Origin of the sequence: Amycolatopsis sp. FU40 (genome assembly GCF_021903635.1) — a bacterium.
GTDB classification, from domain to species: domain Bacteria; phylum Actinomycetota; class Actinomycetes; order Mycobacteriales; family Pseudonocardiaceae; genus Amycolatopsis; species Amycolatopsis dendrobii.
The window spans coordinates 2,771,853-2,796,135 of record NZ_CP091381.1 but is presented as its reverse complement, the minus strand read 5'-3'; the positions used below and the strand labels follow the sequence as shown (position 1 = coordinate 2,796,135).

The window sequence follows — 24,283 nt, the reverse complement described above, 5'->3', positions numbered from 1 at the left end:
TGCATCGCCAGCGCACTGTCGCTCGACGGGCTCGCCGCTGCCGGACTCGCCGACTTCGAGGTCGTCTCTGCCCGCGAAATGCGCTCTGGTGTTCACCGCCGGCGCTGATGTCAGGCTTTGTCGGAGGAGGATGTCGCGTGCTTGTCCGGCCGGTATCGCTTGTCGCGGGCGTAGACGACTGCCGGTTTGCCGTCGCCGGGGCTGCGTCGCTCCAGGTTGAACAACGTGGTCGCGGTGATGAGGTGGCTGAGTTTGGCGTAGCCGTAGTTACGGGAGTCGAAGTCGGGCCGTTGTTTGGTGATGATGTTGCCCACGGCGCTCAGCGCTGCCCAGCCGTCGTCGTCGGAGGCCGCTTCAACGGCGTTGCGCAACTGGCGGACCAGCGCGGTGTCTGCTTTCAGTTGCGCGGCGGGAACAGCCGTTGTCGTCGTGGCTACGGCTTCCGCCGGCGGGGTGGGGCCGTGGGCATCGGCGAGGTTTTCGGTGTAGACGAACTTGTCGCACGCGGCGACGAAGGGCTGGGGTGTTTTGCGCTCGCCGAATCCGTAGACGGTGAGGCCTGATTCGCGCAGGCGCGCGGCGAGGCGGGTGAAGTCGCTGTCGCTGGAGACGAGGCAGAAGCCGTCGAAGCGCTCGGAATAGAGCAGGTCCATGGCATCGATGACCATGGCGGCGTCGGTGGCGTTTTTGCCGGTGGTGTAGGCGAATTGCTGGACGGGTTGAATCGACTGGGCGAGCAGGTGGTCTTTCCAGCCTTTGAGATTGGGACCGGTCCAATCTCCGTAGGCGCGTTTGACGTGTGCGGTGCCGTATTTGGCGACTTCGGCCAGCAGTCCCTCGGTGATCGAGGGGCGTGCGTTGTCCGCGTCGATCAGCACCGCGAGCTTGACTGCGTTCTCGCCGGTCATGGACGGCCCACCTCCTGAGGTCAGCACGAGGCTAGCTGCCAGAACGGAGCTGGGATAGCTGGTCCCGGCACCGCTGGCAGGGCTCGCGGGATCCCAGCCAGTCGGGCCCTGGCTTCAGCCTCCGCGGCGTGAGCCGCGGTAGCGAGATCAAGTATTGTCGGGGAATTCCTGGGCACCCGCTTTCTCGCTCCAGCTCGCTGGTGAGAAGTACGGCCATCGCGCCGGTAGTGACCAAGCGCTCCTGCCGGGGGGTAAAGATCATGGCGGCTGCGGGGTGCCGGCACGGTCAGTGGACGTCACGTCGTGCGCACCTGTTTTCGCGGCGCAGCGAAGTCTGTGCGCAGGAATACGGCGATCACCGGTGTGAACGCGTCCAGCTTCGACGGGTTGCACTCGCTCGCGAGGCACCGGCGACCACGACGAAGCGGTGCTCCAACGCGGCCGGTGTGCTGCAGGTGCAGAAGCCCAGACGGAACATCCGAAGGCGGAAGGCTTTCGCTCGCATCGAGAGTGCGGTTTCTGGAGCAGGTCAGCTGAGTGCGCGGCGGAGTTCGGTGACAGCTGTGTCTGGGAATGGGTGTGGCCAGCCCGGGATGATGCCTCCCGGTTTCGTTGCCGCGCTGACGGCGTTGAAGCCGCGCAGGAAGGCGCTGGCGAGTTCGTGGCGCGGTGCGACCTGTCGCAGCAGCACTTCGCCTCGTTCGGGTGTCCACTCCGGCGCGGTGATCCAGGTGCGGATCGCCACCGCGTGCGCCACCAGTGCGAGGTGGTCCGCTACTGGTGAGGCGAAGTCCAGGAAGGCTCCGCCTGGTTCATCGCCCCACAGCACGGACTGCAACTTCACCACCGGTCTCGGGCGGGCGAGGTTCGCGACGGCCTGCGCGAGGTCTCCGAAGGCGTCGTTGAGTCCCGTTGCGTGCAAGGTTTGCCGTTGAGGACCGGAGCCCAGCGTCAGACTGCACCAGGCCGAGCGGAACTCGAACGTGACGTCATCAGCCATGGCGCAATTCTCCCTGACTGGTTGCTGCTGCTCGGAAGCGCGGCGACGCGGTGCCCGGCAGAAACCGCCGCTCGGGCTGGACGCACAGGCTGCCTGCGAAGCCTCCTTGCGGCTCGCGCTCGCCCGCCGGAAACGGGAACGCCGGACGCAACATGTCGTTGCGGGCTGGTCGCGCTCGATCCCGGCGCATCTTGTGTCTTCGATGCCGCAGGCGTGGATCAGCGAGCGCTGCGGCCTTCCCGATCCCGCGGCGCAATCCGGTCCTCCGAGCCGAACGACGGCTTGGCCAACGAGCCCGCCGTCGCGACCTTGTGCGGCGCTATCAGCGCACGACAGGACGGGCCGTCCCCGCCGGGGACGTCGCCGCACTCATCGCCACCTGATCTCCGTCCTCTTCGGACGGAACCCGCGCGCGGTTCGGCAACCAGCGGAGCCTCATAAGCCCCGCCAACGTGGATCGGCACCACGGCGCGCGACTCCGGCCCGCTGCACGACGGTCGTGGCACGGCTTGCACAGCCGCGGGCTTCCGGGTTCGACTCCCGGGCGGGTCTCCAACGCTCCGCTGTGCGGGAAATCCGTAAGGGTTGAACTGCACTGAACCATTACCGCACGATGGCGGGCATGGAAGAGAACCGTTGCCCCCGTTGTGGCTGGCCGCTGGCCGAACTGCCCGCCTCCGCTGTCGTTTCCGCGTCGGCGGGCAGCCGGGCCGACTACGTGCGTTGTGTGTGCGGCAGCTGGATCGCCCGGCTCGGCGGGGTCGTCGTCGGGTCTACCCGGCCGCGCTGACCAGCCAGTGCGAGGGGCGAGTCAGCCGCGACGGGAGCTTGGTCGAAGCGTCGCCGCGGGCGGCGTTCACTTGGGACTGGGTAAGGAAAATGCTGTCGGTGAGGTCCGCCCCGCGGATGTCGGCGTCGCGCAGGTCCGCACCGATCAGGTCGGCGCGGCGCAGGTCCGCGCCCCGGAGGCTGGCCGCGATGAGGTAAGCGCCGCGCAGGTTCGTGCTGCGGAGGTCCGCGCCGGCGAGTTTCGCGCCGATCAGGTCGGCGCCGCGGCGGTCCTTCTTGCGCCCGGCTCCGGTGCGCACCAGTTCGCTGGTGCGCACCAGCAGCGGATTCACCTGGGCCCGACGGGCGTCGACGTCGATGGCGAGCACTGCGTCCGCGTCTCCGGCGGTGATCTGTTCGAGTTCGGCGATCTCGGTGTCCAGGTCCGCGTGGATTTCGCGGGTCGCGGCCAGCGAGCGCGCCTCGGTGAGGTACCAGAGCAGTTCGTGCAAATGCCGCATCACCGGGAGCGCGGCGAACATCCGCTCGCGGGTCTCCGGGGCCTCGCGCCAGCTCCGGCCGCCGAAGGTCACTTGCGACAGCTGCTGTCCGGCGCCGAAGCAGTCGTACCCGGTGCAGCCCGCGAAACCCTTGGGGCGCAACCGGTCGTGGATGCCGCAGCGGAAGTCGGACCGCAGGTTCGGGCACGGGTCGCCCGCCCGCTTGTCGATGGCGAAATCAGCTGATTTGGTGAACGTGAGCGCCACGCAGCAGAGGGCGAAACAGCTCGAGCAGTCAGCGGTCAGGGTACGGCGGTCGGGCAAGGTCTCTCCAGCGAAGGCGGGCGAACCCGTCCAGCGTAGTCGCCGCTCAACTGCCCGCGACGACCACGACGCGTCGGCGGCGCGAGCGCATCGCCAGCGCGGTGAGCACGAAGACCTGCAACGCGGGTTTGACGCCGGACAAGTCAGCGGTGCCCGCGGCGACAGTGCCGACGGTGTTCCCGGCCTCGTCGACCTGCGCGTGGTCACGACGGCCGGTCCGCCGGAAGCGCAGTTCCGAGCCGCCGCTCTCGACGCTCCAGGTGCGCGTGCCCGGCCGGTGAGTGCTCGCGAGCACCGACCCGTCCGCCGTCAGCAGCTGGTAGGTGCGGAATCGGCGACGAATCCGGTAGCTGGTGCCGTCCAGCCGGAACTGCCCTCCGGAGCGGCCTTCGACCACGGTGAGCAGGCGGCCGTCGCTGGTGATCTCGTACCTGGTCAAGCCCGATTTCTCGATGCGCAGCATGGAGCCACTCCAGCATCGCCGCGCCCGAACCGCCCGTGCCGTTTGTCATGGGTGATCACCGGTGAGCCGGCCGTACCATGATCGACATGCGCGAACCCGATCCGGACCGGTTCTCGGCCCGCCAGTGGCCGGACTGGAGCTTCTGGACGGACCCGCGCGGCGGTGGGTCCGGCGTGCACCGCGGCCGCGTCCGGTCGGTGGTCGTGAACGGCCTGATGATGGGCTTCCTGGCCACCTGGGTCATCGCCATCGCGGACGGACGGTACGGCCCGGTGCGCACCGGGCTCGTCTTCGGCTTCCTCGGCTGCTACGCCGTCGCGTACCTGCTGGTCCTGTGGTTCGGCCCGCTCGCACTGCGGCGGCAGCGGATCGCGATGGTCGCGGCGATGTTCGCGCTCGGCGCCACGCCCGCGCTGATCCTCGGCTCCCCGGCCTACCTGACCGGACTCACCTACGCCATCGCGACCGGCCTCATGCTGTTGCCGCTGCGGATTTCCCTGCTCCTCGGCGCCGGCGCGGCCGTCGCCCAGATCGCGTGGATGATCGTCAGGGACGGCGTCGTCGCCTGGGGCCAGGTCCTCACCCTGGTGGCCGTCACCGCGATTCTCGGCATCGTCTACGCGCTGACGTTCACCATCGGCCACCTCCGGCTCGCCCGCGAGCAGATCCGGCGGATGGCGGTGGACCAGGAACGGCAGCGCGTCGCCCGCGACCTGCACGACGTCCTCGGCCACAGCCTCTCCACGATGACCCTGAAACTCGGCCTGACCCGGCGGATCCTCGAGACTTCGGACAACACCGACGCGGCGCTCGCCGAGATCCGCGACCTGGACGACCTCTGCCGGGAAGCCCTCTCCGACGTCCGCGCGACCGTGTCCGACTACCGCACGGTGTCGTTCGCGACCGAAGTCGCCGGTGCCCGGATGGCGTTGCGCGCCGCCGGAGTCCACGCCGAACTGCCCGCCGCGGCCGATGCCGTGGCTCCCGAACTGCAAGGCGTTTTCGGTTACGTAGTAAGAGAAGCCGTGACCAACGTGCTCCGCCATTCCGACGCGCAGCGCTGCGTCGTCCGCGTCGGCCGCGACTGGCTGGAGGTGGCCGACGACGGCACCGTTCCGGCGGAGGTCGTGCCCGGACACGGTCTCACCGGCCTCGCCGAGCGGATGTCAGCGGTGTCCGGCTCGCTCGAACACGGGCGCGGCCCGCACGGCGGCTTCCGGGTGCTGGCGCGCGGCCCGGCGACAGGAGGTGCCGCGTGATCCGGGTCCTGCTGGCCGACGACCAGGCGCTCGTTCGCGGCGCGCTGGCTTCGTTGCTGCGCATGGAGTCCGACCTCGAGGTGGTCGCGGAGGTGGGTTCCGGCCCCGAGGTCCTGCCCGCCGCGCAACGGACCGCCCCGGACATCGCGCTCGTCGACGTCCAGATGCCCGGCCGGGACGGCCTCGCCGTGACCGCCGAACTGCGGCACGCGCTGCCGGACTGCCGCGTGCTGATCTGCACCACCTTCAGCCGCCCTGGCTACCTGTCGCGCGCGATGTCCGCGGGCGCGGCCGGGTTCGTGGTGAAGGATTCGCGCCCGGAACAGCTGATCAACGCGATCCGGCGGGTCCACGCGGGACTGCGGTTCGTGGACCCGGCGCTCGCCGCCGAATCGCTGGCCAGCGGCGCGAGCCCGCTCACCGACCGCGAGGCGGACGTCCTGCGCGCCGCGGCCGAAGGCGGAACGGTCGCGGACATGGCGCTGGCGCTGGGCCTCTCGGCGGGAACGGTGCGCAACCACCTGTCGTCCGCGATAGGGAAGACGCAGGCCCGCACGCGCGCGGAGGCGGTCAGGGTCGCCGAGACGAGCGGGTGGCTGTAGCGCTCGGGACGTGGCGAGTCCGTGGAGAACCAGGCGGACCATCGACCGCGAGCCGTTGATCTTCCGGAATGCCCGTCTGCCGCGTGACCGGCTCTCGTCGATGCCGCCCCACCCGCATGCGGGGCAGGCCATGCGGTGTGCCGGGCCGGCCATCGGTCGTGAGTTCGGCCAGTCTTGACGCATTCCCATATGGGCATATGGTTGCGGTGTGGCGCGAGCGGCAACGACAACGGACGCGTTCAACGCGGTGGCGGGTTCTGCGGGAGGCGGGGGTGGTGCAGGTGCGTGGTGACGGGCGGCAGCGGCTGTACCGGGCGTGGACGACGCCGGAGCTGGTCGCAAAGTTCTGAAGCGGTCAGCGCGGCACCGGACGGTGCCATGCGCTGGCGGTCCTGACCAGGGCGAACAGGCCCGTTGCGGGTCCGCCATGCCATTGAGGAGGATGGGATGCATCGGGTAACGTCGAAAGACGGCACGTCGATCGCGGATGACCGGTCAGGGGAAGGTCCGGCGGTGATCCTGGTGGGCGGCGGCATCGTCGACCGGTCGGAGAACGCCCCGCCAAGCATTTCACCGTGTACAACTACGACCGTCGGGGCCGCGGCGGCAGCGCAGACACCATGCCCTACGCGCTGCAACGCGAATTCGAGGATCTCGCGGCCTTGATCGACGAAGCCGGCGGCACGGCGTACCTCTACGGCGTCTCCTCCGGTGCGGCGCTTGCCCTGGAGGCCGCCGCCGCGGGTCTGCCGATCGCCAAGGCCGTCTACGAGGTGCCCTACGACGTGTCCGAGGGTGCCAAGCAGCGGCACCTCGAGTACACCGAGAAGGTGCAGTCGCTGCTGGCCGACGACCGCCGGGACGACGCCATGCGGGTTGTTCATGCGGTTGGCCGGCGCGCCTGAGGATGCCATCGCGCGGGCGCACAACTCGCCGATGTGGGTCGGTTCGATCGCCCTCGGGCACACCCTGGGCCTACGACGCGGTATGTCTCGGCGACGGCACCCCGCCGACCGAGCGGCTGGCCGCCATCAGGCAGCCGGTGCTGATGGCCACCGGCGGCACTGCCGACGACACGATGACCGGGCTGGGCAACGGATTCTTCGACACGGCCGCAGCCGCCATCCCAGGGGCCGAGCGGGCGGTCATTCCGAACCAGGGACACGTCGCCGACCCGGAGGCTGTCGTCCCGGTCATCACCCGCTTCTTCAACGGCAAGGACAGCAACGAACTTGGTTGAGAAACCGGCGATCTCACGTGAGAAGCGACAAAAGCGCAGCCCTTCCGGGTAGCTGTGGTGTGCGGCCTCGCTGCGGCAACTCGCAACGCCCGGCTCCGCCGACGTACGTGAGGAAACCCTCATTGTCTCTGATTCCGTCAGGGTTCCGCTTACCTACGGTGCTCACCGGCGGGCATCGGCCGGGTGCGGCTTCATCCGCGCCTCGCCAGGCGCCCGCAAGGCGCTCCTGAGAAAACTCACTGGGACGCTTGGCTTTGGCGCGGTCGGCTGACTCATTCGTCGGCCCAGGTCACCACTTCGTCCAGGCCGGCCCGGGCGGTGCGGTAACTGTTCGTCGGATGGTCCTCGTCGGCGTAGCCGAACGAGATGCCCAGCAGGATTTTCCGGTCTTCCGGGATGTCGAAGTGCTTGCGGATCAACGTCGCGTGCCCGGCGAGGGCGGCCTGAGGGATCGCGCCCAGCCCCAGGCTTCGCGCCGCCAAAAGGAAAGTTCCCACGTACAGTCCGCTGTCGACGGCGCCGTACAGGTCGTGCACGGCGTCCGTCGTGACGATCGCGACGTGCGGCGCACCGAAGAAGCGGAAGTTCTCGAAGGCCTGTCGCGCCGAGGCTTCCCGGTCGCCGCGTTCGATGCCGACGGCCTCGTACAGCTGCCAGCCGCTCGCCCGGCGACGGTCGCGGTACACGCCGCGGTATTCGGCGGGCGGGGCGAAATCGAACTCCGCCGGGTGGTCGCGCGCCCAGTCGGTCATCGCTTCGCGGAAACGCTCGGTGCCCGCTCCGCTGGTGACGATCACCTCCCAGGGCTGGGTGTTGCACCAGGACGGGGTCCGCTGCGCGAGCTTCAGCAGCCGTTCGATGACCGGCTTCGGCACCTGCCGGTCGTGGTAGGCGCGACAGCTCCACCGGGTGGCAAGGAGGTCTTCGAGGGCTTCGTCGGAGGTCATGCCTTTAGTATAAAATATATTAGCGAGTCGCCGTGGCTCAGTTCCGCAGCCAGTACGCCACCGCCTCCGCGCGGTTCGCCGCGTCGAGCTTGCGCAGGATGTGCGTGATGTGGGTCTTCACCGTGCCCTCGGAGATCGAAAGCTTGCGGGCGATCGCCCGGTTCGCGTCTCCGCGCGCCATCAGCTCGATCACCTCGACCTCGCGGACCGACAGCAGCGGATGCCGCGTCAGGGCCGGCTCGCGCGGGGGAGCGATGCGCACGTCGGCGGCGAGGCGGGTCATCCCTTCCTGGAGCGAGGCCAGTCCTTCGAGGACGGATACCCGGGCCAGCGTCTCGCTCACTCCCTCCGCGTAGAGGTTCAGCACAGCCCGGTCGCTGGCGTCGACCTCGCGGCGGGGCGAGTAATAGCTGTCCGCGTGCAGCAGCCCGACGACTTTCCCGTACGCCTGCAACGGCGCGATGGCGTAGGACGTGCAGCCCGACAGCGAGACGAGCTGGCGGTTCACGCGCGGGTTCTCCTGCACGTCGTACACCAGGCCCGCGCGCGCCTGCCGCACGACGTCGGATTCGACCAGCGAGCCGTCCAGCCGCGGCGGGGCTTCGCGGCCGGCGGCGAGCATTTCCTCGGCCAGCCGGGGATCCTGCTCGATCACCATCTTCCGCAGTACCCAGGTCGCATCGTCCACAGTGGAGACAAGCACCCGGTCGAACCCGATCGTGCAGGCCTCCTCGGCGGCGCGGGTGAGGAGTTCTTCGGCGGTCGAGGAGTCGTGCAGGCGGGTCAGCGCACGGCGGACCCGGCGCATCGTCGAGACCCCGTCGGCGACCCTGGCATCGTCCACCCGGGACTCCAGTTCGCGGACCCTGGTCAGGAGCGCGGTCAGCCGGGGAAGGCGATCCGGCCCCGGGGTCGCGCCGAGCTGCGCCATCGTGGCGTCCCAGACCTGCCCGAGCAGGCGTTTCGCGGGCAGCACCTCGGCGCAGCGGCCGACCGGCAGCAGCCGGTCGAGCACGGCGCAGGCGTCGAGCCCCAGCTCGCGGACCTGATCGGCCAGCTCCGCGCTCAGCCGGACACTGTCGAGCCGCGGGAAACCGGTCGTGCTCATGGGCAGCCCCTCGGGAACGTTCGCAAGGGAAATTTTGCACATTATATACCGGCGGTGCCTGCCGGGCCACTCCTCGCATCGGCCGTACGGGGTAGCGGAATACGACCGGCGGCAGATGTGGCGCCCGGGTGACGGCCGACACACTGGCCGCGCTGTCCCACCCATCGAACCGGGAATCCCATGACTACCGCAACAGTGGCAACGAAGCCACGCGTGCCGCTCCGGGCACGCCTCGGCGGCTTCGACCAGACCTACCTGGTACTCGTCATCACCGTGCTGCTCGCCCTCGTGGCGGGAGCGACCACGACGAATTTCCTCACCGCAGGCAATTTCGGCAGCATCCTCAACCTGTCCGCCGCGTTCGGCATCCTCGCGATCGGCGAGGCGATCGTCATCCTCGGCAAGGGGCTGGACCTGTCGGTGGCCGGCATCGGGCTCGGCTGTGCGCAGGCGACGCTCGCGTTCATCAGCGAGGGCATGCCGGAATGGCAGGCGATCGCGCTGATGGCCGGTCTCGCGCTGGCGATCGGGCTGGTCAACGGCATCCTCGTCGCCGTCTTCGAGGTGCCCGCGCTGTTCGTGACGCTGGCGACCGGCATGCTGGCGATCGGCGGGATCGACATCCTGTTCCTCAGCCAGAACGTCTACGGGGTGCCCGCCGGGTCGTTCCTGTCGCACCTGAGCGGGGGCGGGGTGTTCGGCGTGCCGAGGCCGGTGCTCATCGCCGGCGGCGCGTTCCTGCTCGCCTGGCTGTTCATCGCCTACACCTCGCCCGGGCGGCTGGTCCGCGCGATGGGCGACAACTTCGAGACCGCCCGCTCGACCGGCGCGCCGGTGCGGCCGCTGCAGATCCTCACCTACGTGCTGTCCGCGCTGCTCGCCGCGGTGGCCGGGTTCGTGACGGTGTCGATCCAGGGCAGCGTGCAGACGACCGTGACGTCGTTCGACCCGATCCTGTTCACCGCGCTGACGGTGGTGGTGATCGGCGGCGTCTCGCTGTCCGGCGGGCGCGGCACGATTCTGGGCGTCCTCGCCGGCGCGCTGTTCGTGGGCGTGCTCAACAACCTGCTGGTGCTGCACGGGCTGAGCACCGCCGTGCAGGACCTCATCCGCGGCGCGGTGCTGGCCGCCGCGATCGCGTTCGACGCGTGGCTGCATCCGCGCAACGAGGAAACCGAGAAATCCGGGGAACTGTGACCGGCAACGACGCCGGGGAACGGAAGTAGGAAGCACATGAAGATCACCAGGAAGCTGTCCGTGCTCGCCGCGACGGCGGCGCTGGGCGCCGCGGGGCTGTCCGCGTGCTCGGTCGGCGGCGGGTCCTCGGACTCGGCCGCGGCCGCGACGAACGCGGTGTTCAGCGGCAACGAGCAGCTGATGCCGATGCGGCAGAAGTCGCACGACGCGTTGAAGGGCAAGAAGATCGCCTTCGTCCCGATTCTCTACAAGGGCTACAAGCTCACCGAGAACTGGGGCACCACGATGCAGCGCACCTTCGACAACCTGGGTGCGGACTTCAAGGTCTACGACTCGAACTTCAGCAGCGACCGGATGATCAACACGATCAACGACCTCATCGCGCGCAAGGCCGCCGACGTGCTCGTGCTGCAGAACCAGGACCTCGGGCTGCTCGACAACGCGGTGGACCGCGCGCAGAAGGCCGGGATCTACACCGTCATGCTGAACATGCCCTCCACCCGGCTCGGGGACGCGTTCGTCGGCGTCGACGTCTACGGCGCGGCCCAGTCGATCGCCAAGCGCGCGGTCTCGGACTGCAACTCCCGCAACGCTCCCAAGACCATCTCCATCATCGACGGCCCCGGCAACGACCCGGCCTCGATCCTGTGGGACCAGGGCATCAAGGACGTCGTGGAGAAAGAGGGCTACAAGACCCTCGTCGCGCACTCGCAGTTCCAGAACGCGCAGGCGCAGGCCGCCGCTGAGTCGGTGCTGCAACAGCAGCAGGGCAAGGTGTGCGGCTTCATGGTCACCTTCGACCTGAACTCGGTCACCGTCGGGCAGACCGTCAAGGCCGCCGAAGGGCGCGGCCAGATCGCTCCGGGTTCGGTCGGCGTCTACACGCTCGACGCGGACAAGGACTGGTGCAACGCGCTCAAGCAGGGCGTGGTGACCGCCTCGGCCGCCTACGACGTCCAAGGCATCGGGGCAGCCGGTGCGGTCGCGGTGCAGAACCTGCTCACCAACGGGGTCAAGCCGGGCGCCTCGCATTCGGTCGCTTACGTGTCGAGCACGGTCGTGGACAAGTCGAACATCGACCAGACCACCATCGCCTGCTACCAGAGCAAGTGAGCGAGGACGAGGCCTGATGACAACGTCGTCTCCGATGCGCCGCAGCGGTTTCCGTCCGCTGCGGCGCGGGCTGGACGCCTTCGGCATGACCGGAGGCCGTCCCACGGAAAGAATCGCCCGCTACCGCACCGTCTCGGATCTGTTCGAGAAGCGGTGGATGGAAGGCGCGGTGCCGCTGGTGCTCGCGCTCGCGCTGTGCGTCTACGTGATCGCCACGACCAACGTCGGGCCTGCCAACGCGCCGCTGGTGCTCGACGAGGTGTCCGAGTACGGGCTGCTCGCGATCGGGCTGACCGTGGTGCTGGTGGGCGGCGGCATCGACCTGTCGGTGGGGTCGATCGTCGGCTTCTGCGGGCTCGGCGCGATGGTCGCGGACCGGGTGTGGCTGTGGCCGACGGCCCTGGTGGTGCCCGCCGCGATCGTCGCGGGCGCGGTGCTCGGGGCGGTGAACGGATATCTCATCGCGATCCTTCGGATGCGCCCGTTCATCACCACTCTGGTCACGCTGATCGCCTTCGGCGGCGCGGCTTCGGTGCTGCAGAACGCGAACAGCACGCAGATCGGCGTCACGAAGCCGTCGCTCGTCTGGGATTTCTTCAACGACGGCCGGATTCTGGGCATCCCGACCGCGTGGTTCCTCTTCGCGGTGGTGCTGATCGTCGTGCACCTGGCGCTCACCCGGTCCCGCTGGGGCTGGTGGGTCACCGCGACCGGTTCGGACCGCCGCTCGGCGCGGCGCAACGGCATTCCGGTCACCGCCGTGACGTTCTGGGCCTACGTGCTGTCCGGCGCGCTTTCCGGAACAGCCGCGGTCCTGACGTCGGCGAGGCTGGCCCGGACCGACCCGAACGTCGGCAACAGCTGGGAGATCATCGCACTGACCGCGGTGGTGCTCGGCGGCGTCAGCATCAAGGGCGGCCGCGGTTCGGTGCTGCGCGCGGCGGTCGGCGTGGCGGTGGTGACGATCATCGAGCAGGCGACCGTCTCGGACGGCGCGCAAGGCTCGTACTACACCGTCATCCTCGCCGCCGTGCTGCTCGTGTTCACCGTGCTGGACCTCAAATGGGGCAAGTACCGGCAGCGCGCGGTGGAGAAGCTGAAGATCGACCCGGCCCGGCTCAGCCTCGGTCCGCTGGTCGACGTCACGCGACCGGGCACCGTCTGGTCGCTCAATCGTCGGCTCACCGACGCGCCGCCGGTCGGGCTCGGCAAGATCCGCGGCGCGGAGGACTGCGCGGTGGACGGCGAAGGCAACGTGTACTGCGGCGACCAGCGCGGCTGGGTGTGGCGCTTCCGCGGCCTGGACGACACCGAGGGCGAGATTTTCTCGCGCACCGGCGGATTCCCGTGCGGACACGCGTGGGACGCCGAAGGCCGCCTGGTCGTCGCGGTCGGCGGCATGGGCATCTACCGCATCGGCGCCGACGGCGAACCCGAACTGGTCGCGAACAAGGTCAAGCGCAGCCCGCTGTCGCTGATCGACGATTCGGGCCTGCGGGCGATCGACGACCTGGACATCGCGCCGGACGGCTCGATCTACGCCTCGGACTTCTCCACCCGCACGAACACCGCGGACTTCCTGCTTGAGCTGGTGGAATTCCGGCCGAACGGCCGGGTGATCCGGGTGACGCCCGAGGGCAAGACCGAGGTCGTGGTGTCGAACTACGTCTTCCCGAACGGCATCTGCACCGCGCACGACGGCGAGTCGATCCTGATCGCCAGCACCGGGCTGTGCCGCGTCGACCGGCTCTGGATCGCCGGGCCCAAGAACGGGCAGCTGGAACCGGTGCTGGAGAACCTGCCCGGCTATCCGGACAACATCAACCGGTCCTCCGACGGCAACTACTGGATGCCGTTGTGCGCCATGCGGACGCAGATGTCCGACCTGCTCGGCCGCTACCCGGCGGTGCGGCGGCGGATGACCCGCGAGGCGGCGGTCGACAACTGGGTGGTGCCGCAGCTCAACACCTCCTGCGCGATCAAGTTCAGCGACCGCGGCGAGATCCTCGCCGTGCTGTGGGACGAGACGATGGAGAACTACCCGATGGTGACCGCGGTGAAGGAACGCGACGGGCACCTGTACCTGTGCGGCGTCAGCAACAACCGGATCGGCAAGCTCGAACTCGACCCGAGCGAGGTCGGCGACCTCGACCCGGCCGCCGTGCCGGGTACCGCCGGGGTCCGCGAGGCCGCGGAGGCGCTGCGATGAGCCCGGTACTCGACACCGTCAAGGAATGGATCAATCCGAACTGGGGCCGCGCCCGGACGGTGCCCCCGATGGACACCGGACTGCGGCCGAACCTTCGGCTCGACGGCGCGGCGGAGCTGCTGCCCGCGGGCGAGTACGAGCCGGACGACGTGGTCGTGACCGCCGGGGGACTGGCGTTCAGCAGCGGCAACGACGTCTTCTCGGTGCGCGCCGACGAGGTGACGCGCCTGGTCTCGTTCGGCAGCCCGGTAACGGCGCTGACCGTGCGGGACGACGTGATCATCGCGGCGGTGGCAGGACGTGGTCTGGTTTCGGTGGCGCAGTCCGGCGAAACGGAGGACGTGTGCACCGACGCGGCGGTCACCACGTGCGTGACTGCTCTCGCGACGGACGGCTCCGCGCTGCTGGCGACGGTCGGTTCGACGAAGGTCGCCGAGTGGCCGCGAGCACTCGTCGCCGGCGACCGGTCCGGACTGCTCGTGCGGGTGCATAGGGCGCAGGCCGAAGTGGTCGCGGAGAGGCTCGCGTGGCCGTCGGGCGTCGGAGTCTCCGACGATGAAATGCTGCTGTCGCTGAGCCTGGACCACCGCGTCGAAGCGCGGTCGGCGCCGGGCAAACGAGGCCGGGCGCTGGGCTCGAACCTGCCCGTCTATCCGGGACGGGTGCACGTGGGCGACGACGGCTGGTGGTTCGCCGCGCCCTACATCCGCAACCGGGTCACCGAGCTGCTGCTCGACGAACCCGCGCTGCTGGCCGAGATGACCGAGAAGATCAGCCCGGACGAATGGTTCGTCCCGCGCCTGCGCGCGGGCGACCCGTTCACCGACACGATGCAAATGGGCCAGCTGCGCGTGCTCGGCGTCGTCAAGAGCTGGGCTCCGGCCCGGTCCTGCGGGCTGGTGTTCCGGATGGACCCGACCGGCCGCGTCGCCGAGAGCGCGCACGCGAGGGTCGACAGCCCCCGGCACGGGGTCACGGGCCTGACTGTCCACAACGGACATGTGGTCGCGGCCGCGCGCGGCGGCCGGAACCTGCTGCGCCTGGAGGACGCATGAGCACAGAAGACCCGGTGCTGCGGCTGACGAACATCAGCAAGCGCTACAGCGGAACGTACGCGCTCGACGGCGTCGACTTCGACGTGCGGCCGGGCGAAATCCACGCACTCCTCGGCGAGAACGGCGCCGGGAAGTCCACCATGGTCAAGATCGTCTCCGGCGCGGTCGCGCACGATTCGGGCACGCTGGAGGTCGACGGGGTCGCGCGGGCGTTCACCACGCCGCGCGAATCGGTCGAGGCCGGCGTGGCGATGGTGTACCAGGAAGGCTCGCTGGTCGAGTCGATGACCGTCGCGCAGAACCTGTTCATGGGCGACGAGAAGGTGTTCAACAATCTCGGGCACCTGAACGTCGTCGCGCGCGAACTGCTGGAATCGCACAACTTCCACATCCGCCCGGACGTCGCCGCGGGCGCGCTCGGCGTCGGGCAGAAGCAGATGGTGGAGATCGCCCGCGCGGTGCACCGCAACGCGAAGCTGGTGATCCTCGACGAGCCGACGTCGTCGGTGACCCCGGAGGAACGGCTGCAGCTGTTCCTGTCGATGCAGCAGCTGAAAAAGCGCGGCATCGGCGTCATTTTCATCACGCACATGCTGGACGAGGCGTTCGAGCAGGCGGACCGGATCACCGTGCTGCGCGACGGCGTGGTCCAAGGGACGCTGGCGAGGCCGGAGTTCAGCCGCGACCGCGTGGTCAAGATGATGGTCGGCCGCACTGTCGAGATGGGCCGGGTGGAGCCGAACCGCGCGCCCGAGCCGACGCCGACGCTTCAGGTCGAGGACGTGACGTTGCTGCCGGTGGTGCGCAACATGGCGTTTTCCGCCTACGCCGGGGAAATCGTCGGAATCTACGGGCTGGTCGGCGCGGGGCGCAGCGAGACCGCGATGATCGTCAGCGGGATCATGAAACGGCGGCGGCTGCGCGGCGGCCGGGTGCGGCTCAACGGGGAGCCGGTGCGGTTCCGCACGCCCCGGCAAGCCCGCAAGGCCGGGATCGTGTACATCACCGAGGACCGCAAGGCCTCCGGCTTCTTCAGCCACCTCACCATCGCCGACAACATCTACCTCGGGCACCTCTGCAGCGCGCGCCGGCTGCCGTTCTTCTTCCGGCCCGGTTCGCGCAAGTCGGTCGCGAAACGGTTCGTCGAACAGTTCCACGTCCGGACGCTGCAGCCGACCAAGGCGACCGTCGAGGAGCTGAGCGGCGGGAACCAGCAGAAGATCGTGCTGGCCAAGGGCCTGACCCGGAAACCTCTCGTGGCGATCATCGACGAGCCCACCCGGGGCGTGGACCTCGGCACGATTCCGGAGATCCACGCGATGATCCGGGCACTGGCCGACGACGGCGTCGCGGTCGTGGTGATCTCGTCGTACCTGCCGGAGATCCAGGCCCTGTCCGACCGCGTCCTGGTGGCGCGCGCGGGCAGCATCGCCGCGGAGTTCTCGCCGGAGGAAGCCGACGAGGAAAGCCTGATGTTCGCCGCAGTGCACTGAAAAGGACGGAGAAACTCATGCGCGGAGTCATTTTCAAGGGCGACCGGGTGCTCGAAATCCAGGAGTTCGCCGACCCCGAACCGGGGCCGGACGAGGTGGTGCTGGAGATGAAGGCGTCCGGCATGTGCGGCAGCGACCTGCACTTCTACCGGGCGCCGGCCGGACAGGCGCTGGCCGCGTTCGGGATGACCGGCGACGACGCCGGGTTCATCGGCGGGCACGAGCCGTGCGGCGTCGTGGCCGCGATCGGCACGGCGGTCGACCCCCGGGCGGTGCGGGTGGGGGACCGGATGATGGTCCACCACTACGACGGCTGCGGGTTCTGCGACCTGTGCCGGACCGGCTGGCCGCAGATGTGCGAACGCGGCAACGTCATCTACGGCGCGACCGCGCACGGCGGCCACGCGGATTACCTCAAGGTGCCCGCGCGGACGCTCGTGCCGTTGCCGGACGAGCTGAGTTTCGCCGCCGGGGCCGCGATTTCGTGCGGCACCGGCACCGCCTACGGCGCGCTGACCCGGCTCGAGGTCAACGCGCGCGACACGCTGGCAGTCTTCGGCCAAGGTCCGGTCGGCCAGGCCGCGGTGCAGCTCGCCGCGGCGATGGGCGCCGAGGTGATCGCGGTGGACATCGCCGCGGAACGCGTGGCGCGGGCGAAGGACTTCGGTGCGGCGCACGCGATCGACTCGACGTCGGTCGATCCGGTCGAAGCGATCCGGGAACTGACCGGCGGCAAGGGCGTGACCAAGGCGCTCGACTGCTCCGGCGCTCCGCCCGCCCGGGCCGCGGCCGTGAAGTCGGCGGCGAAGTGGGGCTCGGTGGCGTTTGTCGGCGAGGGTTCGACGGTGACGCTCGACGTCAGCCCGGACCTGATCCGCAAGCAGCTGACGGTGGTCGGCTCGTACACGTTCTCGCCGGTCGGCCAGGCGGATTGCGCCCGGTTCATCGCCCGGCACGGGGTCGAGGCGGACCGGGTCTTCACCGACCGCTGGCGGCTGGACGACGCGGTCGAGGCCTACACGGCGTTCGACAAGCAGACCGGCGGCAAGGCAGTCATCGAATTCTGATTCGCGGCAGCGAAAAAGCGCCGACGGGTTCTTCCGGACCCGTCGGCGCTTTTTCGTCGGTTCAGACCCGCAGCAGCTTCGCGAACTCGGCGGCCGGCTGGTCGAGATCGCCGTCCTTGATCGCGCGCAGCAGCTCGGCGCGCCGGTCCTCGGTGAGCGCGGAGGACAGCACGTCGTGGAACTTCGCGTCCAGATCCGCCTGCGACATCGGGTTTTCCGCGGTGCCGATCGGGTTGTCCACGAACAGGTGCTCGGTCCGGCCGTCCTGATAGGTCACCGTCAGGTCCGCGACCCAGCGTCCGGGGTACTGCTCGTCGAGGTCCGGCCGCACCTCGATCTTCACCTTCCTGGCCAGCGCGGCGACGTCGCTGTCCTCGCCGAGGTCCAGCTGCCCGGCCAGATAAGCCTGGTGCGTCGAGAACCCGTTGCCGCGGCCCAGCATCGACAGCGCGAACTGGAACGGCAGGCTGTACTGGAGGTGTTCGATGATCTTCGGCGCGTACGCGTTGCGGTTCTGGTTGCCGATCACCACGTCGCCGCCGGTCTGGATGCCCAGCAGCACCGATTCGACCTGATCCGGCTTCCCGGTCAGCTGCCGCGCGCCGTCGACGTAGGCGTGGTTGATCCCGCAGCAGCAGTAGGGCTTGAGCCAGATGCGGGAGATCTCGAAGGTCTGGCCGAGCCCGAACGCACCGGCTGCTTCGTCGCCGACTTCCCGCCCCGCGAACGCCCGGAAGAAGCCCTTGCCGCCGGTCAGGAAGGTGGTCGGGCCGGTGATGCCCGCACCGGCGAGTTCCGCGGCGCGGATGCCGCCCCGGGTCCCGATGCCGGAGTGCACGCGCTTGATCGAGCCACCGCCGGAGGTGTACTCGGTGGTCCCCGAGGCGTGGCTGAGCGCGATCGAGAGCGCGTGCCCGGTGGTCTCCAGGTCGAATCCGCGCAGTTTGGCGACCACCGCGGCGGCGCCGAAGGTCGAGAGCAGCCCGTGCGGATGGAACCCGCGCACGAGGAGGTCCGGGTTTGCCAGCGTGCCGATCCGGGTGTAGACCTCGTATCCCGCGACGACGGCGGTCAGCACGTCGCGCATGTCCGCGCCGAGTTCTTCGCCGACGGCCAGCGCCGCGGAGACCACGCAGCTGCCCGGGTGCGCGGAGCTGGTGCGGTGCGCGTCGTCGTATTCGAAGCCGTGGCCGAAGGTCGCGTTGACGAACGCCGCGTCGGCCGCGCTCATCGCGTCGCCGCTCGCGACGACGTGCGCCGTGCCGGGGGCGTGGGACGCGCGGGTCACGTCGAGCACGGCTTGGCTCCACGGCAATGCCGCACTGCCCACCTGCAAGGCGAGCTGGTCCTGCAGCAGCCGGCGGGCCCCGGCGAGGGCTTCGGCCGGGATCGCGTCGAAGGTCAGGTCGGTCACGAGCCGGGCGGCGGCTTCTTCGACGGGGGAGAAGGTGCTCACAGAAATTGCCTTTCAGGAGAGGGGCAGGCCGTAGGACTTGAGCTCGACGTAGGCGTCGAAGCCCTCGGGGCCCGCCTCGCGGCCGATGCCGCTGTTCTTGAAGCCGCCGATCGGCGCGGTGAAACCGACCGGGTTGCCGTTGACCTCGACCGTGCCGGTGCGGATGTGCCGGGCCACGGCCAGCGCGTGTTCGGGATCGGCGGAGAACACCGACCCGTTGAGGCCGTAGTCGGAGTTGTTGGCGATGGCGATCGCCTCGTCCTCGGTGTCGAAGGTGTGCACGGTGAGCACCGGGCCGAAGATCTCCTCCTGGGCGATCTTCGCGTCCGGGTCGACGTCGGCGAAAACGGTGGGGGAGACGTACCAGCCGCGCTCCAGCCCGTCCGGCCGGCCGCCGCCGACGAGCAGCGACGCGCCGGAGGCTTTGCCGTCGGCCAGATAGCCCTCGACGCGGGTGCGCTGGGCCGCGCTGGCGAGCGGGCCGATCTCGGTCGCCGGGTCGAACGGATCGCCGACCGGCATCGACCCGATCAAGTCGATCAGCCGGTCGTGCAGTTCGTCCCGGCGCGAGCGAGCGACGACGATCCGCGTCTTGTTGCTGCACACCTGGCCGGTGTTGCGCAGCGACACGGCGCGCACCGCGGCGATCGCGGCGTCCAGGTCGGCGTCGTCGAGCAGTACCGCCGCGGACTTGCCGCCGAGTTCGAGCGTGCAGCGCCGCAGGTCTTCCCCGCACAGCGCGCCGATCCGGCGTCCGGCCGCGGTGGAACCGGTGAACGACACCTTGTCCACGCCGCGGTGCCGGACCAGGTACTCGCTGACTTCCCGCCCCGCCGGAACGATGTTGACCACCCCGTCGGGCAGCCCGCTCTTTTCCAGCAGGTGGCCCAGCAGATACGCGTCGAGCGGGGTTTCCGGGGACGGTTTGAGCACCATCGTGCAGCCGGCCAGCAGCGCGGGGGCCAGCTTGATCATCGTGATCAGCAGCGGCGCGTTCCACGGCACGATCGCGGCGACCACGCCGACCGGCTCGCGCGTGACGAGGGCGTGCCCGGTCGCCGACCGCCGGGTGTCCTGCCACGGGTAGTCCGGCGCGAGGCCGAGGAACGCGTCGAGCAGCAGCCGGGGGCCGATCGCCTGCATCTTGGTCGAGAGCGTGATCGGGCAGCCCATCTCGGCGCTCACCAGGTGCGCGATGTCGGTTTCGTGCTCGGCGAGCGCGGCGCTGAGCTTGCGCAGGACCGCGATCCGTTCTTCGAGCGGCATCCGGGGCCAGGGACCGCGGTCGAACGCGTCCCGCGCGGCGGCGACGGCGGTGTCGATGTCCGCCTCGGCGCCCTGTGCGACCCGGGCCACCACCTCCTCGGTCGAAGGCGAGATCACCTCCAAGACCTGGCCGGACGCGGGCGTGGCCCACCTGCCGCCGAGGAAGAGCTTGTCGTAGTGGCCTTGCCACAGCGGGAGTTGCGCGGGCATCAGGGCACGCTCCTAGGTTGTCCGGGGAAGCCTCAATCAAGCATACGTAATATAAAATATCTAGACCAGGCTTCGATGGGCTCCGCTCGCCGGGTTGACGAGACGTCCGCCAGATAATATAAAATATTATCTAAGCCACCCCCTGGAGCGAAGGCGGGCGACATGCAGCACAAGCCACTCGACGGCATCCGGATCCTGGAGATCGGGGGCTACATCTCGCTCCCGTTCGGGACCTCGATGCTGTGCGGCCTCGGCGCGGAGGTCGTGAAGGTGGAGAAGCCGGTCTTCGGCGAGGACTTCCGGCGGCGGATGAACGAGGAGAGCCCGTACTTCCGCCAGTACAACGCGGGCAAGCGCAGCCTGTCGGTCGACCTCAAGACGGCCGAGGGGGTCGATCTGGTCAAGGCGCTGGTGCCCCGTTTCGACGTGGTGCTGGAGAACCTCCGCCCGGGCAAACTGGCCGCGATGGGCCTCGGCCCGGAGGAATGCCGGGCGCTGCGGCCGGACCTGGTCTACGGCTCGGTCACCGGATTCGGCTCCACCGGGCCGCTGGCCGACCGGCCCGCCTACGACACGATCGGGCACGCGTTCGGCGGGCTGTACTCGCTGTTCGGCGACGAAGGGCGACCGCAGCTGGCGGGCGGGCTGAGCGCGGACCTGGTCACCGGGCTGACGACGGCGGCGGGCGTGCTGGCCGCGCTCGTCGGACGGCTCAAGACCGGCCAGCCGCAGCGGGTGGAGACCTCGATCATGGAAGCGGTCAGCGTCCTCACCGCCGACGGCATCACCCAGGCCTTCGAGCTCGGCCACGATCCCAGCCGCACCAGCAGGCATCCGCAGGCGCAGAACTTCTGCGTGCCGACCTCGACCGGCGAGTATCTCGCGGTGCACTTGTCGTCGTCGCAGAAATTCTGGCAATCGCTGTGCCGCGCGCTGGAGCGCACGGATCTGCTGGAGGATCCGCGTTTCGCCGAATACCGGCCGCGCGAGGCGAACTACTTCGAGCTGGTGCCGATCGTCGAGGCGGAGTTCGCGCGCAAGCCCAAGGAGCACTGGGAGCGCGTGCTGACCGAGCACGACGTGCCGTTCGCTCCGGTGCTGTCCATGACCGGCTACCTCGGCCATCCGCAGATGCGGCACCTGGAGATCGCCGACCACCAGCCGGACGGCCTCGCGCTGCTCCGCCCGCCGTGGACGTTCGACGGTGCGCGCCCGGACCGCTCTCCTGTCGCGCCGAAGGTGGGCGCCGACTCCCGTGCGGTCGCCAGCGAGGTGCTGGCGACCGAAGACGTCGAAAAGCTGTTCGCGACCGGCGTCCTGTACGAATCCTGACCGATCACTGGAGAACTTCGATGAAGCCGTACCGTTCCATGCTCTTCGTGCCCGGCCACAAGGCGTCGTGGGCCGACAAGGGTCTCGCGTCCGGCGCCGACGCGCTGATCCTCGACCTCGAGGACTCCGTGCCGGCGGCGAACAAGGACGAGGCGCGCCCGGTCGTCGCCGAGACGATCGACCGGCTGCACGCCCAGGGCGTGCGCGCCGACCTCTGGGTGCGGCCGAACGCGTCGGTCAGCGGTCTGCAGGGCGCGGATCTGGAAGCGGTCGTCCGGCCGGGGCTGGCCGGGCTGTTCCTGCCGAAGGTGTTCGACGCCGAGGAACTGGTGCGGATCGACGCGGTCGTTTCGCACCTGGAGGCGCGCGAGGGTCTGCCCGCCGGGAGCGTCGGGCTGATCGTGAGCTATGAGACCGCGGCGTCGATGGCGCACTGCGAGGAGATCGCGGCCGCGACCCCGCGAGTGTCCAGCCTGCTCGGCGCGACCGGCCCGAGCGCCGACGTCGGCCGCGAAGTGGGCTTCGAGTTCACCCCGGCCGGGCTGGAGACGCTGTACCTGCGCAGCCGGATCGTGCTCGCCGCCCGCGCGGCCGGGCTGCACCATCCGGTGGCCGGGGTCTGGCAGGACATCCGCGACCTGGACGGCGCCCGTCAGTTCTGCCTGGACAACAAGCAGCTGGGCTACCGCGGCATGGTGTGCATCCACCCGTCGCACGTGGCGATCGCCAACGAGGTGTTCACGCCGACGCCGGAGGCGGTCGACCACGCCCGGCGGCTGATCGAGGCGTTCGGCAAGGCGGAGGCGGCGGGCAGCGCCGCGGTGGACTTCGAGGGCCAGCACATCGACATCGCGCACGTGAAGACGGCGGAGGGGATCGTCGCGCAGGCGGAGGCGATCGCGGCCAACGCCTGATCGAGCAGCCGCGCCGGCTGGTTCTTGTGGTGCGTGAGGAGAGCCCTGAGGGAATCGGATTCCCTCAGGGCTCTCCTCACGGACATCTCGCTCGTGGGCGCAAGCCCGTCGTGCGGAACCCGGCGCCGTCCTGTGTGGACTTATTCCGCCTCGTCGGCCCAGAGGCCGCGTTCCTCGAGGATCCGCACGACGTTGTCGGCGCCGTCGAGGATGTGCCGTTCGGCGATCGTGCGCGCCTTGCGGACGTGCCGCCCGCGCAACGCCTGCAGCAGCTCCGCGTGGTCGTCGAGGGTGTGCTTCACGTGGCCTTCGATCGAGGCGTAGAAGCGGTTCGGCAGGTGCTTGACCACGGAGCTGAGCAGCAGCGTCAGCCGGTGGGAGTCGGCGGCCAGGTTGAGCTGGCGGTGGAACTCGTGGCCGAGCCGGGTGATGGCGTCCTGGTCGCCGGTGCCGGCGGCCTTCGCGAAGTTCTCGTTGATCGCTTCGAGGCGGTCGAGCTGCTCGGGCGTGATCTTCTTCGCCGCCCGCGCGGCCAGCTCGGCGGAGAACTGGGCCTGCGCCCAGAACAGGTCGCGCACGTCCTGGCGCGACACCGGCGCCACGACGAACCCGCGGCGCGGCACGAGTTCCACGAAGCCCTCGCTGCGCAAGGAGAGCAGGCCTTCGCGCACCGGCGTGTTGCTCACCCCGACCGCCTCGGCGATCGGCTCGGTGCGGAGGAACTCGCCCGGTTTGACATCCCCGGACATGATCAGTTCCCGGACGTAGGTCGCGACTTCCTCCGGCAGCTGCTGGCGGCGGTCGCCGCCGCGCAGCCGGGTCAGCTCGTCGGCCACGGGCCACCTCCCCAATGCCTCGAAGCAGCTTCGAGGACCTGTAGTTCAGTAAAGAACATGATATATGAACGGCGGGTGATTATGGCACGGCCGGCAGGCTCGACGGCGCACCGACCTGCCGGGGATCGACCGGCGCGGCGGCGAGCAGCGCGGTCCCGCTGACCGTGCCGAGCGGTCCGCTGCGGTCGAATACCGTCGCGGTGGCGACCGACACGCCGTCGTGTTCGACGCGATGGCCGGCGGTGAGGCCCAGTTCGAGGTCGTCCGCGGGCACCCGGCCGAGGGTGAGCGTAAGGTCCGCGTTGATGAATTCCAGTCCGGTATCGCCCCAGTTGGTCACGAGGTTCACCAGGTCGGCGGCGGTGGCCGCGTGCTGGAACGGCGTGGGCCGTTCTCCGCGCACGATCTCTTGCGGGAACACCCACAGCGTCTTGCGCGCGGAGTTCTGGTGCTGCTCGGGCGAGCCGGTCCAGCCGACGCCCTCGCTGTAGAACACACGCGGCTCCTCCGTCGCGGGACGCAGGTCCGGCGGCGGCGTTCGCGGGCGCTCCGGCTGGGCCCAGACGGTGCCGGTGCTGGGGGAGCCGGCGGCGAGGAACAATCCGGACGCCTTGCCGACGAGGACCTCTCCCTGCCAGAGCGTCGCTTCGACGAGGCAAAGCCGACGTCCGCGGCGGACGAATTCCGCGCGCGCGACGGACGGGACGAATCCGGCCGGGCGCAACAGGTCGACCGTCCACCGGGCAGGACGGAACAGGCCCGGGCCGACGGCGTGCTCGGCGGCCCGGGCGAGCGCGCCGCTGGTCGCCATCCCGCGCAGCTGATTGCCGCCGCCCCAGCTGGCGCGTGCTTCGGGCAGCGGATGCAGCAGTTCGCCGCCGGAGCCCGGTTCTGCGGTGAAGAAGGCCATGGTCACCTAGCAAATATAACATTTTATATGTAATGCTGTGAACAGTGCTGGATGCGCGGACCCGGCGTCCCGCCGGGTCCGTCCCGCGACCTGGTTCACTCTTGCC

The 24,283-nt window shown here is 69.6% G+C and carries 23 protein-coding genes and 1 tRNA gene; 14 read left to right on the top strand and 10 right to left on the bottom strand.

The window, feature by feature from the left end; all coding sequences use genetic code 11:
* Positions 1-110: 110 nt before the first annotated feature.
* The gene (locus L3Q65_RS13835) at positions 111-908 is read right to left on the bottom strand and encodes an NYN domain-containing protein (RefSeq protein WP_237599893.1); all 798 of its coding nucleotides are present in this window, start codon (positions 906-908) and stop codon (positions 111-113) included.
* Positions 909-1,437: 529 nt separating this feature from the next.
* Positions 1,438-1,908 carry a hypothetical protein gene (locus tag L3Q65_RS13830; protein ID WP_237599892.1) on the bottom strand — a complete coding sequence of 157 codons (471 nt, stop codon included), beginning with the start codon at positions 1,906-1,908 and terminating at the stop codon, positions 1,438-1,440.
* Positions 1,909-2,388: 480 nt separating this feature from the next.
* Here L3Q65_RS13830 and L3Q65_RS13825 point away from each other — a divergent pair.
* Together L3Q65_RS13825 and L3Q65_RS13820 are read left to right on the top strand one after the other, a co-directional pair.
* A tRNA-Cys gene (locus tag L3Q65_RS13825) sits at positions 2,389-2,463 on the top strand.
* A gap of 67 nt (positions 2,464-2,530) precedes the next feature.
* Entirely contained in the window at positions 2,531-2,698 is a 168-nt protein-coding gene (locus L3Q65_RS13820; protein ID WP_237599891.1) for a hypothetical protein, read from the top strand.
* On the opposite strand, the gene L3Q65_RS13815 is transcribed toward L3Q65_RS13820, so the two are convergent.
* Both L3Q65_RS13815 and L3Q65_RS13810 read right to left on the bottom strand, forming a co-directional pair.
* Positions 2,682-3,500 carry a pentapeptide repeat-containing protein gene (locus tag L3Q65_RS13815; protein ID WP_237599890.1) on the bottom strand — a complete coding sequence of 273 codons (819 nt, stop codon included), beginning with the start codon at positions 3,498-3,500 and terminating at the stop codon, positions 2,682-2,684. The genes L3Q65_RS13820 and L3Q65_RS13815 overlap by 17 nt on opposite strands.
* A 46-nt stretch (positions 3,501-3,546) precedes the next feature.
* On the bottom strand, positions 3,547-3,963 hold the full coding sequence (locus tag L3Q65_RS13810; RefSeq protein ID WP_182889255.1) for a hypothetical protein: 417 nt from the start codon (positions 3,961-3,963) through the stop codon (positions 3,547-3,549).
* An 86-nt stretch (positions 3,964-4,049) separates the two neighbouring features.
* Between L3Q65_RS13810 and L3Q65_RS13805 the strand changes: the two genes are divergently transcribed.
* The 4 genes from L3Q65_RS13805 (at position 4,050) to L3Q65_RS13790 (ending at position 7,064) form a co-directional block, all read left to right on the top strand.
* Positions 4,050-5,222 (top strand): sensor histidine kinase, encoded by a 1,173-nt coding sequence (locus tag L3Q65_RS13805; protein ID WP_237599889.1) that lies wholly within the window; start codon positions 4,050-4,052, stop codon positions 5,220-5,222.
* Positions 5,219-5,824: a response regulator transcription factor gene (locus L3Q65_RS13800; protein WP_182889257.1), complete on the top strand. Its 606-nt coding sequence runs from the start codon at positions 5,219-5,221 to the stop codon at positions 5,822-5,824. The genes L3Q65_RS13805 and L3Q65_RS13800 overlap by 4 nt, the downstream gene beginning before the upstream one ends.
* 575 nt (positions 5,825-6,399) lie before the next feature.
* Positions 6,400-6,729, top strand: coding sequence for an alpha/beta fold hydrolase (locus tag L3Q65_RS13795; RefSeq protein ID WP_237599888.1), 330 nt, complete (start codon positions 6,400-6,402; stop codon positions 6,727-6,729).
* Between the two features lie 137 nt (positions 6,730-6,866).
* Complete coding sequence (locus tag L3Q65_RS13790; protein ID WP_237599887.1) at positions 6,867-7,064, top strand: alpha/beta fold hydrolase; 198 nt, start codon at positions 6,867-6,869, stop codon at positions 7,062-7,064.
* 272 nt (positions 7,065-7,336) lie between these two features.
* On the opposite strand, the gene L3Q65_RS13785 is transcribed toward L3Q65_RS13790, so the two are convergent.
* Both L3Q65_RS13785 and L3Q65_RS13780 read right to left on the bottom strand, forming a co-directional pair.
* A complete protein-coding gene (locus L3Q65_RS13785) occupies positions 7,337-8,011 on the bottom strand; it encodes a nitroreductase (RefSeq protein WP_237599886.1) in 675 nt (224 codons plus the stop codon).
* Between the two features lie 37 nt (positions 8,012-8,048).
* Complete coding sequence (locus tag L3Q65_RS13780) at positions 8,049-9,119, bottom strand: LuxR C-terminal-related transcriptional regulator (RefSeq protein WP_182889259.1); 1,071 nt, start codon at positions 9,117-9,119, stop codon at positions 8,049-8,051.
* 213 nt (positions 9,120-9,332) lie between these two features.
* Between L3Q65_RS13780 and L3Q65_RS13775 the strand changes: the two genes are divergently transcribed.
* From L3Q65_RS13775 to L3Q65_RS13750, 6 genes are read left to right on the top strand one after another with little or no spacing between them, the layout of a single operon-like run.
* A complete protein-coding gene (locus L3Q65_RS13775) occupies positions 9,333-10,316 on the top strand; it encodes an ABC transporter permease (RefSeq protein ID WP_182889260.1) in 984 nt (327 codons plus the stop codon).
* Between the two features lie 36 nt (positions 10,317-10,352).
* Positions 10,353-11,429 (top strand): substrate-binding domain-containing protein, encoded by a 1,077-nt coding sequence (locus L3Q65_RS13770; protein ID WP_237599885.1) that lies wholly within the window; start codon positions 10,353-10,355, stop codon positions 11,427-11,429.
* A 16-nt stretch (positions 11,430-11,445) separates the two neighbouring features.
* On the top strand, positions 11,446-13,638 hold the full coding sequence (locus tag L3Q65_RS13765) for an SMP-30/gluconolactonase/LRE family protein (protein WP_237599884.1): 2,193 nt from the start codon (positions 11,446-11,448) through the stop codon (positions 13,636-13,638).
* Entirely contained in the window at positions 13,635-14,693 is a 1,059-nt protein-coding gene (locus tag L3Q65_RS13760) for a hypothetical protein (RefSeq protein WP_237599883.1), read from the top strand. Before L3Q65_RS13765 ends, L3Q65_RS13760 begins: the two co-directional genes overlap by 4 nt.
* Positions 14,690-16,186, top strand: coding sequence for a sugar ABC transporter ATP-binding protein (locus L3Q65_RS13755; RefSeq protein WP_237599882.1), 1,497 nt, complete (start codon positions 14,690-14,692; stop codon positions 16,184-16,186). The genes L3Q65_RS13760 and L3Q65_RS13755 overlap by 4 nt, the downstream gene beginning before the upstream one ends.
* Before the next feature lie 17 nt (positions 16,187-16,203).
* On the top strand, positions 16,204-17,253 hold the full coding sequence (locus L3Q65_RS13750) for a zinc-binding dehydrogenase (RefSeq protein WP_237599881.1): 1,050 nt from the start codon (positions 16,204-16,206) through the stop codon (positions 17,251-17,253).
* A 61-nt stretch (positions 17,254-17,314) separates the two neighbouring features.
* On the opposite strand, the gene L3Q65_RS13745 is transcribed toward L3Q65_RS13750, so the two are convergent.
* Together L3Q65_RS13745 and L3Q65_RS13740 are read right to left on the bottom strand one after the other, a co-directional pair.
* The gene (locus L3Q65_RS13745; protein WP_237599880.1) at positions 17,315-18,709 is read right to left on the bottom strand and encodes an MmgE/PrpD family protein; all 1,395 of its coding nucleotides are present in this window, start codon (positions 18,707-18,709) and stop codon (positions 17,315-17,317) included.
* A 12-nt stretch (positions 18,710-18,721) separates the two neighbouring features.
* A complete protein-coding gene (locus tag L3Q65_RS13740) occupies positions 18,722-20,185 on the bottom strand; it encodes an aldehyde dehydrogenase (protein ID WP_182889267.1) in 1,464 nt (487 codons plus the stop codon).
* Positions 20,186-20,347: 162 nt separating this feature from the next.
* Between L3Q65_RS13740 and L3Q65_RS13735 the strand changes: the two genes are divergently transcribed.
* A complete protein-coding gene (locus L3Q65_RS13735) occupies positions 20,348-21,517 on the top strand; it encodes a CaiB/BaiF CoA-transferase family protein (protein ID WP_237599879.1) in 1,170 nt (389 codons plus the stop codon).
* A 20-nt stretch (positions 21,518-21,537) separates the two neighbouring features.
* Positions 21,538-22,431 carry a CoA ester lyase gene (locus tag L3Q65_RS13730; protein ID WP_182889269.1) on the top strand — a complete coding sequence of 298 codons (894 nt, stop codon included), beginning with the start codon at positions 21,538-21,540 and terminating at the stop codon, positions 22,429-22,431.
* Between the two features lie 140 nt (positions 22,432-22,571).
* On the opposite strand, the gene L3Q65_RS13725 is transcribed toward L3Q65_RS13730, so the two are convergent.
* Positions 22,572-23,267, bottom strand: a complete 696-nt coding sequence (locus tag L3Q65_RS13725) for a GntR family transcriptional regulator (protein ID WP_220506598.1) — start codon at positions 23,265-23,267, stop codon at positions 22,572-22,574.
* 79 nt (positions 23,268-23,346) lie between these two features.
* Positions 23,347-24,177 carry a thioesterase family protein gene (locus L3Q65_RS13720; protein ID WP_237600889.1) on the bottom strand — a complete coding sequence of 277 codons (831 nt, stop codon included), beginning with the start codon at positions 24,175-24,177 and terminating at the stop codon, positions 23,347-23,349.
* Positions 24,178-24,283: the final 106 nt, after the last annotated feature.